The organism is Winogradskyella wichelsiae, assembly GCF_013403925.1.
In the GTDB taxonomy this organism is placed as follows: domain Bacteria; phylum Bacteroidota; class Bacteroidia; order Flavobacteriales; family Flavobacteriaceae; genus Winogradskyella; species Winogradskyella wichelsiae.
The window spans coordinates 424,774-440,638 of sequence record NZ_JABFDJ010000001.1; the positions used below are offsets into that span (position 1 = coordinate 424,774).

Annotated in this window: 8 protein-coding genes; all 8 read right to left on the minus strand. The window is 33.4% G+C overall.

Annotated features, from left to right (window positions below; translation table 11 throughout):
* Positions 1-68: 68 nt before the first annotated feature.
* On the minus strand, positions 69-1,919 hold the full coding sequence (locus tag HM985_RS01955) for a family 43 glycosylhydrolase (RefSeq protein ID WP_246284909.1): 1,851 nt from the start codon (positions 1,917-1,919) through the stop codon (positions 69-71).
* Positions 1,920-2,356: 437 nt separating this feature from the next.
* Positions 2,357-4,699 carry a beta-glucosidase BglX gene (gene bglX / locus HM985_RS01960; protein WP_179374618.1) on the minus strand — a complete coding sequence of 781 codons (2,343 nt, stop codon included), beginning with the start codon at positions 4,697-4,699 and terminating at the stop codon, positions 2,357-2,359.
* A 5-nt stretch (positions 4,700-4,704) separates the two neighbouring features.
* Positions 4,705-5,505, minus strand: coding sequence for a carboxylesterase family protein (locus tag HM985_RS01965; protein WP_179374619.1), 801 nt, complete (start codon positions 5,503-5,505; stop codon positions 4,705-4,707).
* An 18-nt stretch (positions 5,506-5,523) separates the two neighbouring features.
* Positions 5,524-6,894, minus strand: coding sequence for a glucoamylase family protein (locus HM985_RS01970; protein ID WP_179374620.1), 1,371 nt, complete (start codon positions 6,892-6,894; stop codon positions 5,524-5,526).
* A 208-nt stretch (positions 6,895-7,102) separates the two neighbouring features.
* Positions 7,103-8,164: a LamG domain-containing protein gene (locus tag HM985_RS01975; protein WP_179374621.1), complete on the minus strand. Its 1,062-nt coding sequence runs from the start codon at positions 8,162-8,164 to the stop codon at positions 7,103-7,105.
* A gap of 12 nt (positions 8,165-8,176) precedes the next feature.
* Entirely contained in the window at positions 8,177-9,712 is a 1,536-nt protein-coding gene (locus tag HM985_RS01980; RefSeq protein WP_179374622.1) for a RagB/SusD family nutrient uptake outer membrane protein, read from the minus strand.
* Between the two features lie 11 nt (positions 9,713-9,723).
* The gene (locus HM985_RS01985; RefSeq protein ID WP_179374623.1) at positions 9,724-12,756 is read right to left on the minus strand and encodes a SusC/RagA family TonB-linked outer membrane protein; all 3,033 of its coding nucleotides are present in this window, start codon (positions 12,754-12,756) and stop codon (positions 9,724-9,726) included.
* Between the two features lie 249 nt (positions 12,757-13,005).
* Positions 13,006-15,813, minus strand: a complete 2,808-nt coding sequence (locus HM985_RS01990) for a helix-turn-helix and ligand-binding sensor domain-containing protein (RefSeq protein WP_179374624.1) — start codon at positions 15,811-15,813, stop codon at positions 13,006-13,008.
* Between the last annotated feature and the right edge of the window lie 52 nt (positions 15,814-15,865).

Sequence of the window (15,865 nt, forward strand, 5' to 3'; positions counted from 1 at the left end):
TTGAATCGCTTATCACTAAAAAACGAATAGCAAAATACAATAGAAATAAACACTTCATATTTTAAAATTTATTCGACATAGATAACCGCACTTTTTTCAGAAATTCCGTTTTCACTGTATGCTTCAATTGTGAAATAATAAGGCGTATCACGATCTAAACAACGCATAAAATGCTCATTTGCATCGTAAACTTGCCAAGACTGATATAATTTATCTTCTGCAATCCCCCAACGAATATTATAACCTTGAGCACCTTCTACTGCATTCCAAGAAAAAGACACATCTCTACGATCCTCCTCTCTTTTCACTTTAAATTCTGCAACATCTGCTGGTTTATCTTCGAGTCCTAATCCGAAGACTCTAAACTCTGACATCGCAAAGTTTGCTCCAGGCACTTTTACATTATTGTAACGCACATACTTTGCCTTTACGGCTTCATCTAATACAATGTATGCATTAGGCGTATCCTTTTCACTCATACTTCTATCTACAACGGTTTGCCATTTAACGCCATCTTCCGAAGTTTCAATAGTAAATTGATGTTTCAATCCTTCGGTACGTGTATAGATTCCTGATTCATGGTCATGGAAGTTTAACTGAAAAGCATTGATATTTCCTGGTTTTAGCATTTCAATCGTTAGCCATTGCTTATCATCATTAGCATCTGCAACCCAAAATGTTTTAGGATTCTCATCTGTTAATACTTTAGAGATTATTTGATCTTTATTATTTTTTTCTAAAGGTAATTCTGTGACTTCTACTGCATCGTCATCAGACGTAAATTTTTTAATTTGCATTAAAGAAGAAGAGACTGTAACACCTCCTTTATAAGACAATAACATCCAACCATTATGTTGTCCTGCTTTTGTAGGATGATTAGCTCCAAAACGCGGATAATCACCATATGATGTGTTGCTATGCATTAATCCATCATCATCAAAATAAGTAGGAAACATACACAAGCGACGTTCCCATTGCGAATTAGAAGCAAGTGCCATCGTTGCAAAGTGCCAATATTGCCCATTGGTTTGCTTCACCGTTATGCCGTGCCCTGCACCATTTGTAAATCCGCCTGGTTTAAAACTCATCGGGTTATTTTTCATGTATGTAAAAGGTCCTAATGGAGTCTCTCCAATATAAACTCCATCGGCATACACATTAAATTGCGTACCAGGTGCGGCGTATTGTAAATAATATTTTCCGTTGTGTTTGGTCATAGAAGCACCTTCCATATAACCTTCCTTTAAAGTTGGGTGAAAGTTATTTTCGCCAAAACGTTCCCAGCCATGTTCTTCTTCAACCAGATTAAACAAGGTTTTACGAACTCCTGTTTCTAAAAACCGATCGTCTTTATTCAACATTTTTACATGAAGCGGATTCACATTAGAAGAACCCCAATATAAATAGGTTTCCCCATCATCATCGATAAATAATTCTGAATCTTGAATGTCTGTAGATATAGAAGCTGTTGGGGTCCATTTTCCCCCTTTTGGATCGTCTGTGTAAAGTATACTACCGTAGCCTGCAGGATTACCCGCAAAATACACTAACGAATCCTTATAATTAAAAGCTGTAGGCGCGTTACTACCTTCAAAAAACCACTGTTCTGGTTTAATAAAATCCCAGTTGACTAAATCGGTAGAATGCCAATAGCCAAAAGAACGCGTTACAAACATGTAATACTCACCTTTAAATTCTATAACTGCCGGATCTGCACCTGAGCGGTAGGATTTATTTTGGGTTGAATTATAAACCATATAGGTATAATCTATATCTAATGGATTAATATACGTTTCAAACCCATCTTTTATCTCTGTTTTTTGCTTCTCTTTAGAAAGTGGGTTTCCATCAATATTATTTCCTTTTTTACAAGATTGAAACATCAAAAAAAATATGAATAACGTAGAAAGATATCTCATGGTTGTTTTATTTTAATTACTTTAGTTTGAATCACTTCGTTATTTAAAACTGTTTGATTTTTTTTTATCGAAATCTGCTGAAGTAATTCTAGCGATTTCATGACCTCTACCTTTAACAATATGGAAAAGAATAAAACCTCTCTAATTCTTGCAATTTAACTGCAACCAATTTAGAACCATCAAGCCTTAAATAACTAGCTTGTTTAGAACCAACCTCTTGAGAGCATGTTTCAATTTAACATAAAAAAAAGCCACACAAAACAATAAGAATAGGGATTAATACTTAAAATTTATATGTGGCATAAGGTTGCTATTAGTCAACTTTGGTAAACTTATTTTTGAAATTAATACGAAAACATAACATTATTATCTAATAATAATTACAATGCCTTATCTTAAAATCAATTCATTTTTATAGAACATTATATGTTCTCATTTTATTTAGTTAATTCAAATTCTTTCATCAGTTTAGTATCTGAATCTGTACCAACGAATACTTGAAACTGTCCAGGTTCTGCTACAAAATCTAATGCTGAATTATAGAATTTTAAATCTTCAACGGTTAACGTAAAGCTTACTGTTTTTGTTTCTCCTTTTTTAATTTCAACTTTTTGAAAACCTTTTAATTCCTTTACTGGTCTTGTAACCGAACCAACAAGATCTCTAATATAAAGTTGCACCACTTCTTTTCCGTCGTAATCACCAGAATTGGTAACATCTACAGAAATATCAATAGTTCCATTCATATTAATTGTAGCGGTATTAGTTGTGAAGTTAGAATAATCGAATTTTGTGTAACTTAAACCATAGCCAAAAGGATATAACGGTTCATTACGAACATCAATATAATTACTTTTAAATTTTTCGAATTTACCTTCTTCATTTCCTAAAGGTCGACCTGTATTTTTATGATTGTAAAAAATTGGAACCTGACCAACATTTCTTGGGAAAGTTGCTGTTAATTTCCCTGAAGGGTTAACATCACCAAATAATACATCTGAAATAGCCAAACCTGCTTCACTACCAGGAAACCAAACATTCAATATGGCAGGTACATTATCATTTTCTTCTACTAAAACTAAAGGTCTTCCTGTAAACAAGACTAAAACTACAGGCTTCCCTGTTTTTAATAAAGCATTTAACAAATCTTTTTGCACTTGTGGAATTCCTAGATCTGTTCTACTACTACTTTCTCCACTTAACTCTGCAGACTCTCCAATAGTTGCTACAATAACATCTGATTTTGCAGCTATTTGAAGTGCTTCATCTAACAATTGCTTATCTGTACGCCCATCTCTCGGAATATCTTTACCAAACATTGTAGCGCGCTTCTCGAGATCTAAATCATAATCAATATTACTTCCTTTTGCGTATAATAATGTTCCATTATCACCAACAACTTCTGTTAAACCATCGAAAACCGAATTCGATTTTTCCTGATCTGTAGCCACACTCCAGGTCCCAGCCATATTATTTGCTGCTTTTGCTAACGGCCCTATTAAAGCTATAGTACTAGACTTTTTTATAGGCAATAATTGTGCTTCGTTTTTAAGTAACACCATAGATTCTGCTGCAACTTTACGTGCAAATGCTTTATTTTCTGGTGTAAAAATTTCAGTTTTTGCTCTATCAACATCACAATATTTATATGGATCATCAAATAAACCTAACTGAAATTTAGCAGTTAACATGCGTCTTACTGCCGTATCAATATCATCCATAGACACCTTACCGTTCTCGTAAGATTCCTTTAGGGTTTTTACAAAAGCCGCAGGTATTGAAGGTGAATCTCCTGCCATGTCCATATCTACACCTGCTTTTAAAGCCTGCTCAGATACTTCGTATTTATTACCAACTCCATGTGCAGTCATTTCGTAAATTCCTGTATAATCTGTAACAACAAAACCATTAAATCCCCAATCATCACGTAGCAAATCTGTAAGCAACCATTTGTTTCCTGTAGCAGGCACTCCATCAATTTCATTAAATGATGCCATAACAGAACCAACGCCTGCATCGATAGCTGCTTTGTATGGTTCTAAGTATTCATTATACATTCTAATTCGGCTCATATCTACCGTATTATAATCTCTACCAGCTTCTGAAGCACCGTATAACGCAAAATGTTTTACACATGCCATTAAGGTATTATTTTCACTTAAGTCATCTTGCTGATATCCTTTTACCATTGCTTCTGCAATTCTGCTTCCTAAAAAAGGATCTTCACCATTTCCTTCAGAAACGCGTCCCCAACGTGGGTCTCTTGAGATATCTACCATTGGAGAAAACGTCCAATTTATCCCATCTGCACTCGCTTCTATAGCTGCAACTCTAGCCGTTTTTTCTATCATCTCCATATCCCAAGAACTTGATAAGCCTAAAGGAATTGGAAATGTAGTTTTGTAACCATGAATAACATCCATTCCAAAAATTAATGGAATACCTAATCGGCTTTGTTCTACAGCAATCTTTTGAACTTCATAAATCTTTTCTGCCGTTTTAATATTGAATAAACCACCTACTTTACCTTGTTTTATACGTTCTCCAACATCTGTACCTTTAGCGGCACCTGTAGTAATATCTCCTGAAGTCGGCAAATTAAGTTGTCCTATTTTTTCATCAATAGTCATCAATTCTAAAATTGAATCTACTTTTGATGCAAAAGGGTTTTCTGTATCTGATGTCGATTTAATCTCTGTAGTATTGTTAGAATTACAGCTTGCTAGGGTTATTGCCATAACGGCAATTGCGATAGTTTGTACGTTAATTAATCTCTTCATTATTATTATTTAGTATGTGAAAAAAGCCATTTTAAAAGTTCTGATTCTGCAAAAGCTGAATCCCAACTGTTGTGGTTAGCAAAATCGTATAAAGTAAGTTTAGGGAATCCGCCTGCCGTAATTATTGCAGATGCCATGCTTAATGATAATTTTGGATCTACAACATCATCTTTAGCACCATGAAAAATCCAAAGTGGAATGGTTTGAGCATAAGCTGTTACCGATTCTGGATCTCCACCTCCACAAATAGGAATTGCAGCTGCAAACATTTTGGGATTACGGTAGATAATTTCAAAAGTCCCCATACCTCCCATTGACAGTCCCATAGCGTAAACCTGGTCGGTTTTCACATACGGTTTAGCGACCATCTCTGTCATTAAATCTATTACTAAAGCCATCGCTTTAGTTGGTGCTTCATTGTATTTGTAGTTAAATGTAATTGGTTTTGTAGAGCGATCTGCATCTAGTTTAGACCAATAATCATTTTGAGGACATTGCGGAAATATTACTATTGCAGGAAATGAATCTCTTGTAATTTTTTTTAAAAACAATGCACTTCCATGCGTTAATTGTTTTTTATTATCGCTACCGCGCTCTCCAGCTCCATGAAGCAATAACACTAGTGGATATGTTTTAGATGTATCAAAATCTTTTGGCAAAAGCATCCTATAATTCAGCGTATCTCTATTTACAACATGATGTTCATAAGAGAACAAATCTTTAGGTGATTCGGTTTGTTGTGCGATTACATTATTTGAATTCAAAAATGTTACACTAAAAATAAAGATTAAAAATAAACTCCTCATGATTCTATTATTTAAAGTTTAATAAGAAAAACCTAGTGCATTTAAACCATTTTGAACATCTTCATTTTGCATAAAATAATTCCACAAAAGTCCAGTTCTATAGTTCTCTATCATAATAATTTCGGGTCCTTGATCTATTGCTAAATATCGCTCTGTAACCCAATCATTATATTGTGGACTAAAGGCATCATAAAATCCTGCTGGTCCTAGTAAAATATCCTTCTTACTATAAAAATAATGCAAAGCTGCAATTGATTTTTCTGGCGTATAAGGCATTGAACTAATGGCTGCCGTAGGTGAAATAACACCTAAGTCATTTTCGGGGCTGTGCGCAGAATATCCTGTAGATCCATCTAAATTTCTACTATAACTTGCTGTTAATCCCCAACAATCTTCACCATAATCTACATAATTATTTGGATTGTTAATACTGTGTTGGTAATTGATATTGGTATGATTGACGTTTAAATCCCAATAATCTGCATATTGATCTGTTAAGTTGGTTGGGTTTAATCCTAAGAATGAATAATGTGCCCAAAATAAAGGACCTGAGCCTGTACCTGCATGATCTAAAATTAACGGAATATTATATTGAGTTTCAGAAGACACAATACTTCCATTACTAGCCCAACCTTCATTATAAACCTCTGGTGTAATAGCGTATTCTGTTGATGCTGCTCCCAAAATAAAAGCAATTAATGTTTCGTTGTAACCTTTTAATTCTAGATTCATTGAAAATCCATTATTTGGACTCCAATGCCAATACAAAGCATTCTGATTTTGAGTATACCAATTCCATTCTACACCTTTCCATAACCCGTCTGCTTGAGTCGCTAAAACGGCTTCTTCCTCAGATCCATTTTTAAAATATTCTTTTACACAAATTAAACCTTGTGCAAAAAGTGCAGTTTCGACTAAATCACCACCATTATCTTGATCACCGAAAGGAATAATATTACCATTTACTCCATTAATCCAATGCGGCCAAGCTCCGTGGAAACGATCTGCATTTTCAAAGAAATTTAAAATCTGACTTAATCTATCGAAGCCTTCACTTCTTGAAATATAACCTCTTTCAATACCTACTAAAATCGCCATAAGACCAAAACCACTTCCTCCTGTAGTTACTACATTTTCACTATCTGAAGGATCGTTTGGATGGTAGCGCTCTCTGGCAGCACCTGAATTAGATTCGGCATAATCCCAAAAATATTTAAAAGTCGTTTCTTGGGTTAGGTCTAGTAATTCTTCGTCTGTTAACTCTTCAACCACCGGAGCATCATCATCATTTGGATTGTAAGGTTCTTGATATCCTGGACCACTATCTGAACCACAAGAAAAACACAATAAAATGACTACTAATAATTTTAAAATTTTTATGTTATTCATTTTTTATATTATAAATAGAAATGACTAAAATCTTCTTTTAACTAAAAAACCCATTAAAACTTAATTCGAGACATAAAAAAGTTAGCTACAGTTAATTTTTGCATTGTCTAATCACTGGAAACATTAAGTAAAAATAAGCGGCATTTTACAGATTAAAAATGCCGCTAAATAAAACAAAGGGGTAGTTTAGACTAAACTCATTGTTTAATTATTCAGGCTGCATAGCACTTATTTCTGCCTGAGATAAAGCTTTATTATATAGTTTTAATTCATCTATTAAACTTAAATCAGATAAATGGCCCCAATAGCTGAAAGTTTCCCCACCAGCACCAACTGTAATATCTGTACATCCTGTCCAATCGATACTAGAATCGAGAACAGTTGTATTTTTAAGATCACCATTTAAGTAAATTTTACTTTCTGTGGCAGAAACTGTGAAAGCTACATGAACCCAATCGCCAGCAGTAACATCAATCATCCCTCCATCATTCCAACTTTCTGCTGCTCCAACACCTATGTTTGCCTTAATTGTTTGCTCCGATTCATTACCTTCTCTAAACAATCTGAAACCTTGATTTCTGTTATCTGGAACATCATTTCCAACAACTAGAATCCCTGCGCGATCTGGTGTACTATTTACCTTATACCAAAATGTTGCACTAAAGGTATCTTCACCAAATAAACCATCAATCGGAAATGTTAAATAGGAATCTGCAGCTCCTTTATAAGTATTACCAGAATAACCACCAGAAACGATATCTGGTGTTCCAACCACTATAGGATCCGATTCACTAATTAGCTCAGTATACAACCCTTCAAAAAATGGCATATAAAACGTTTCTCCTTCAACACTAGGTAAATAAGTGTTATCTAGATTAAACGTTAAGCTATCTGATGCTGTTTTACCACTTGTATCCGTTACTTCTACAATAATTGTATGACTTCCTAATTGTAAGCTTTCATATTGAAATGAATCCATAAATATTCGATAATCTAAAAAACTATCAAAGGTTCTAATGGTATTACCATCTAAAATGACAGTTACATTATTAATTTCTATATCATCTTCTACTAAAACCTCGATATCTAAATCGACTTCTGTATCAGTAAATGGAATTAATACATTTCCATTTGGACTTATAAGCTCTGCTGTAGGATTTTCTAAATCTGGTCCTGCATCTACTTGAGTGATTGAGTCTATACCATCATCACAAGATGATATCATTATCATTGCTACCACACCCAATGCATATTTATAAATATTTTTCATGTTTTGATTGTTTTATTGGTTAAGAGGTAATAAATCTAACTGTGCTTGCGGATAAGGTAAGAGTTTGTCTTCTGCTGTAAATATTCGGCCTTCGTAACTTAATTCTTCAAATTTATTTAAACGAATCATATCAAAATAACGCACACCCCATTCCATTCCAAGCTCTGCAAATTTCTCATCCATAACGTCATCTGTTGTAACTCCAGTTAGTGAAGGCATTCCGACTCTTGCTCTAACTTCATTTACAGCCTGATCTGCTGAACCAGCAGAACCGTTAGCTCCTTGTGTTAAGGCTTCTGCATACATTAATAATATTTCAGAGTATCTAATAACTAAAAGGTTTTTCCCTGATCCATATCTTGTTCTTCCTGGAGTTAAATCTATAGACGGTAAATAATGTTTACCACTTGCAAACATGGCTCTAGAATAGTCGTTAAAAATATCACCATCTGGTGTTACATTAGAAATAAAACTAGGTAAGGTAGCATAAGCAGGATCTGATGTAATCTCATCTATGCCTCGTGGTGTAAAATTAACACTGGTAATCAACCTAGTCATTTCACCTCTGTCTAGCATAAATTTAATAAACTTTAAACTTGGCTCATAGAACCCCCAACCTTCAGATGCCCCCGTAACAACTGGAGTCCAATTTGAAGGACCAAATGGGCCATATTCATGAGAATTTTCGGCTCCCGATTCGGTACCGTAATCTGAGAATTGCAACTCAAATAGGCTTTCGTTACTAAGCTCTCCTTCTTTTTTAAACAAATCATAAAAATTTGGATAAAGATTGAATTTATTTGAATTAATTATTTCACCCGTAACATCCGCTACTGCTTGGTAATCTTCTAATTCTAATTGCGCTAAAGCTTTTATAGCCAGAGCTGTATACTTTGTAACACCACCTGAAACATCTTGTCTTTCATTAGGCCTAGCATCTGGTAAAAACGGAATAGCTTCATCCATTAAATCTGAGATGTATTGCATTACTTCAGCTTTAGTTTTTACACCATTATCTAGTTCTGCAGTAATATCTGAAGAACCAATAATAAAAATATCACCCCAAAGTCTTGACATCTGAAAATGTGTAAAACCACTTAACACTTTACACTCTGCCATATATTTATCAGCTTTATCTAAATCTGCATCGTCTATTGCAAAATCTTTATATAATTGGATAGTTTCGCGAGAACTTACAATTTTTACGATATCACCATAAAAATTCTCCCAGATTTGGTTGTACATCCAAAACCCATTATCGTAGATAAAAAGATCTGTATCTGCAAACTGAGGTTGATCTCCTAAGCCACCTGCATTAACATCATCTCCCCTAACACCAATAAGTAAAGGATCTTCCCAACCTCTAGAATATACTGCTGAATACGAACCGATAAGTGGTAAAATCATATCATCAGAATTGGTGAAATCGAGATCATCTGCAGCGAGTTGACCATCATTCTCTTCTAATTTATCTGTGCATGAGAAAACCACCGTACAGATTGCCAACATCAGTGTTAGCTGTTTTATTATTTGATTTATATTTTTCATAATAGCTTTTTTTAAATTTTAATATTTACACCAAATGTATACACTGCAGGCACTGCATAGGTTTCGCGATCAATACCATCACTAACTTCTGGGTTAAACCCATTATAACTAAATACAGTTATAGGACGCTCTGCTGTACATGTAAATCTTATCTCTGGCATATTCTCACCAAGAGATTTAGCAGGTATAGTGTATGCCAACTGAATATTTTGAACTCTAAAATACGCTCCATCTTCAACAAAAAAGCTACTCATTTTCTGGTTCCATGCTTTTCTTCTTCCTTCTGATGAAGGGTATGAATTTGAAGTCCCTTCTCCATGCCATCTATTTGTAGCAAAGTCAGCATCTATATTTGTGTCATTAGTAAAAATAACTTCACCTCTTTTACGGTTCAATATTTTATTTCCTGTTTGTCCTGAGACAGCTACTGATAAATCGAAATTCTTATATGAGACATTTAGATTTCCACCATAACTAAATGTTGGTAAATAAGACCCTAAAACCACCCTATCTTCTGCATCAATTTTACCATCATTATTTTGATCTTTATAAATTAAATCTCCAGGAATTAACTGGTTATTATTTGCGCTTGCTTCATTCTGCGCTGTTGGATCTGCAGCAACTTGATCTTCATTTTGATAAACACCTGCTACCTCCCAACCATAAAAAGCATTTACTGGCTCTCCAACAATAAGTCTCTGACGAAACTCAGCTTCACCTGTATCAAAATAACCTTGTTCACTATCAATTCTAGTTATTTCATTTTTAAGCGTTGCTATATTTCCACCAACAGAGAAACTCCAGTCATCATTAATACTTTGATTCCAGTTGGCTGCGATTTCTAAACCTTGATTTCGCATTTCGCCAATATTAGTATCCACAACTTCAGCGGTAATTGGTATATCCTTTGGAAGTACTAAATCTTTAGTATCACGGATGTAATAATCGATCTCTAAACTTAATTTATCGTTAAAAAAGCGCGAACTAATACCAAAATTTGTTTCTTCTAAAATCTCACGTTTTAAATTTTGAAAAGTATTTGTAGTCAATATACCATTCATTTGAGTATCACCTATATCTGCTGTTGTTGTAGATACGGTTCTTGTACCTGCACTTCCGCCTAAGAATCCATTAGCCAATTGTCCCCAACCTGCACGTAACTTCAAAAAATTAATTGTATTATTATCTTTCATGAAGTTCTCTTCTGAAACTACCCATCCTAAACCTACAGCTGGTGTAGTGACCCAAATTTCTCTAGGAAATCTTCCATCACCTTCACGTCTTATAGTTGCATTAAGCAAATACCTATCCTTAAAACTATACTCTAACCGACTAAAAAAGGCTATTGAATACTCGCGATCACCGGACTCTTTAACTTGCTCATTAAATGTCGTTGGATTTGCAAAATCTAAGTACCAAGAGCTTTCTAAATCGATCCCCTGTATCTCATTCCCTGTAGCTTCAAAAGAATTATCTTGATAATCTCTATATGAAGAACCAGCAAGAAGTGTTAAACTATGATCGCCAAAAGTATCATTGTAAGTTAATGTATTATCCCATATTTGCTTAGAATAGTTTAATTCTGCTCGTCTAATAGAAGATTGTGCCCTTTGTGATTGTGACGATATAAAATAAGGTAATCTTACATTTCTCTCTGAAATGGTAGAATAGTCATGGCTATAAGATGTTTTAAACTTTAATTTCTCTGGAACCAACTCATATTCTAAAAACATACTTGTTAAGACTTTTCTAATCTTAAGCTGATTGTTATTATACTCCATAGTAGGAAACGGGTTTTGTGTTCCACGGTAACCTAGTAAAGTCGCATCTGAATATGGTGTTGTTGTAGCTTCTGTATTTGTATTATCATAAATAGGCAGAATAGGTACAGCTGAATATGCTTGAAACCAAGCCCCATTTTCAGGATTGTACTGTGTTGCATTACTGAAAATGGCATTTGTTCCAATTTTGAATCGGTCAGATAATTTGATTTCAATATTAGACTGAATGTTGAAACGCTCATATTCGTTTTTCATATCTAAAATTCCTTCTTGAGAGAAATAATTAGCGTTTACACTATAAGTTGTTCTCTCTGTTCCTCCTGTAACCCCAATAGCATGACTAGAAATTGGCGCTACACGTAAAATTTCTTTATACCAATCTGTATTAACATTTGGAATATTAGGGTTTACTCTACTTCTACCAAAACGCTGAATGGCGTTATTCACAAAATCAATATCAGGCTGTGAATTAGATTCATAAGCCATGGTTACAAATTGTTCAGCATTTGCCATTTTAACCACATTTTGAGCATTTTGGTACCCAGAATAACCATTATATGTAAACACAGGCTTTTGTTCTATTCTTCCGTTTTTGGTTTCAATAATAATTACACCATTAACACCAGCTTGTCCAAATATAGAGATTGAAGATGCGTCTTTTAAAACAGAGATAGTTTCAATTTGATTACTATCTAAAAATTCAATAGTGTCATAAAACATGCCATCAACTACATACAATGGTGAATCACCACCTTTATAAGAATTGACACCTCTAATTCTAACTGATGGAGAACCTCCTGGCGTACCACTACTCACTACTTGAACACCAGCAACTTTACCTTGAATAGATTGCATAACATTACTACTTGGCGTTCTTGCTATATCCTCTGATTTTACAGTAGCTATTGACCCTGTTAAATCGGCTTTCTTCTGAGTTCCATAACCAACAACAACGACTTCGTTAAGTGAAGCCACATCATCTTTCAAGATAATATTTAATTGTTTTTCACCACCTACTGTAATCAACTGAGGCACAAAACCAACGTAGCTAAATTCAATTTGCTCACCTACTTCTGCCATAATGGTGTACTTCCCATCAAAATCAGTAGTGGCGCCCCTATTTGATCCTTTAATTATGACGCTCGCCCCTGGCAAAGGCATTCCATCACTCTCACTTGTTACAATTCCGTTAATTTCTACCTGTTGTGCAAAAGAACAGATTGAAAAAAACAACATCAACAATAGACTAATTTTTGTTTTCATATTAATTGTTTAATTTTTAATAATAGAGTTAGTTTATTCAATGCCGAAGTTATAACGTATTATTAAATGCTATTAAAATATATTTACATTTTAAATACGCCACACGTCATAAAGAAGGTTAACAACTGTTAATAAAACCCACTATGACGTACTATAAAGCCATAAAAAAAACGTTTTAGTAGCGAGAACATTCCTCAAGTGACGTAGTAATGACGTATACAATTATTAAGATAAATTGATTTATTACGTTTAATTTTTGATATTTAACAAATAATCGACTATTGAAATATCATTTTCTAAATCTAACTTCTTTTTTAATCGATATCGATGTGTTTCCACCCCTCTAACTGAGATATTCATAAGTGGAGCTATTTCTTTAGAGGAAAGATTCATTTTGATGTAGGCACAAATCTTTAAATCTTTAGGTGTAAGTATGGAGTGTTTTGATTTTAAAATCTCAAAGAACTCATCGTGAACTTGACTAAAATTATTTTCAAAAACTGCCCATTCATCTTTCAACACAATTGAATTATCAAGTTTCTTTACAATCTTTTTATAAGAATAGTAGTTATTAAATCCTTCTTTATTAACCATCAAATCTTTTTTGATCTCTTGAAGTGTTTCATTTTTCTTCACTAAAGCCATAGCATTATTAGCTAATTGTTTACTTTTTAACTTAATTTCATTTTGCAAGGATTCATTTTTAAGTTGAACAATTTGCTTTTCATTTTCTAAAGTTTGTTCTCTAAGTAGTTTCTGTTGCTCTTTTTGATACTTAATTTTAATTAGACGCTGTTCTTTAGCTATTTTTTTATTATGCAGTGTGTAAAACACAACTATAATAAGACAAACTAAAAAAGCATAAAATACATAACCTAAGGTTGCTCTATACCACGGAGGATAAACCTCTAAACGCAATGCTTGAATCGGTGATGCGTTACCAGCATTATCACTACTTCTAAATAAAATATTATAACGACCATCTATAAGATTTGACAATTCAACTTTATTACCTTCAATGGCATACCACAAACTATCAATTTCTTCTCCACTTGCGTCTGAAACATTATATTCAAAATGATGATTTAATGATTTGGCAGAAGATAATTCTATGGATAAATTTTCTTTAAAATCATAGCCAAAGTCTTCATTTTGAATATTACTTAAGGCAATAGAGTTGCCACCAATATTAATAGATTCAATAGTCGGTTTATATAATTCGATACTCGTATTTGATGTACTATTTATCATCATAAAACCATTATCTAAATTTAACGCGTATACAGAGTCATTGAGTTTAGACACATTCTCGTAGCCAACTATATACCTATTTTTAAGAAAAACATCATTTAGAAAAAACTCTTTATGTGTATTATCAAAAGATTTAAACTTTATAAAACCTCCTTTATTTTTAAGCGCAAACAAATCTGTGTTGTCATCAGAAATAATATAGCTGTTTTCATCGAGCATATCATTAAGTAGATCATAGGGGATAATTGAATCTAAAATAGGCTCATAGCGCTGCCAGCCTTCATTCGTTTTAAAACTGATATTGTTTCGTATATTATAAACACGGACATTATAATTAGAACTTATTCCTTTATTCTTATACTTCTTAACGGCAGTTACATTATCATAATTCTCATCAAAACTTATTTTTGACACCCCTTTTGTAGCATGTGCAATCCAAGCTGTGGTAGGGTTTTCAAAAACCAAGAATCTAGAAGGAATTGTAGTTTCCCCCAAATACTTTACTTCCCACTTACCTAAAACTTTTTCAAACTTCACCAAACCTGAATATGTTCCTTGTATATAAGTGTGTTCTTTTTCAGGTACTTTCTTAATCGTCCAACCACCCGTATAACTAGATATCAAGGTTAATTTATCGTTATCTACAATAAAAGTCCCATCATTATGACCACAAAATAAATCTCCTTCAACGATCTCTAAATCCCAAACTTGACCTTGAGATCCTTTTATAAAATTTAATTTTTCATCTTTATCTAACCTAAAAAGACCCGTGTTCGTGCCAACATAAATATCTCCCTTATACTTAACAACATCGTAGACTGCACCTAATTTACCTGATATATCATTAAAAAAATAATTAAGACTATTAAGTTCTATATTAGCAATACCATTGTCTAATCCCAACCAAAGATTACCGGTCTCATCTATACATTGCCCTAAAATAGTATTATTAAATAAGCCGTTTTCTTTACTAATATGATACTTAAGTATACCTTTCTTATCGGTTAAAAAAACCCCATCCTTTATAGTACCAAAAACCATATCTTGGTTTTTTAATATAGAGAATGTATTTAGTTGGTGTAGCTGAATCTGTTTATCAATATTAAAACGAGTTGGTGTTAATTTATTATTCTCTAAAAAATACCCTCCCTTTAACGAAGTCATCAACAATAATTTTCCTTCATACAAACTGATGGAGATAATTTTAGTATCTAATAATTCATCACTAAAATAATAGGGCTCTAACCCTTCATCTTTTAATAAAAAGACACCTTCATTTAAAGTACTGACATAAAGATTATCTTCAATAACATTAAATGAAATAACAACAGACTCAGTCTTCAATTGCTTAACGGTCTCAAAATCGTAGATGTAAATATTTGAAAAAGACCTAAAAATAATCTTATTGTCAAAACTTACAATTCCCCATATTTCTTCATTAGGCGAAATAACATCAAGTATAGTATCACTCAACGAATGGTATTTTAAACACCCAAATTCATCACGATTCCAATAACCAAACTCTTCATAAGATCCTGTATAGACAATATTATCTATAGATAACACGGATCGAACAATGGTTTTGTTTGGCAATTGACGAAATTTCCAAATTAACCCGTCATATTCTAATAAACCACTATTATTTGCAACATACACTTTGCCATCATCAGCTCTAGTAATATCCCAATTCTGGTTCCCAGCTTTGTACTCAGCTAAAGTATAATTATGTATACTCGGTGCAAACTGACTATAACATTGCAAGGAGAATGCAAAAAAAATAAAGAAAAAAGAAAAAAGTTTATTCATATTATCAAAATACCTAAAATTTATGACAGAGACTAAAAAAAGGTAAAATTAA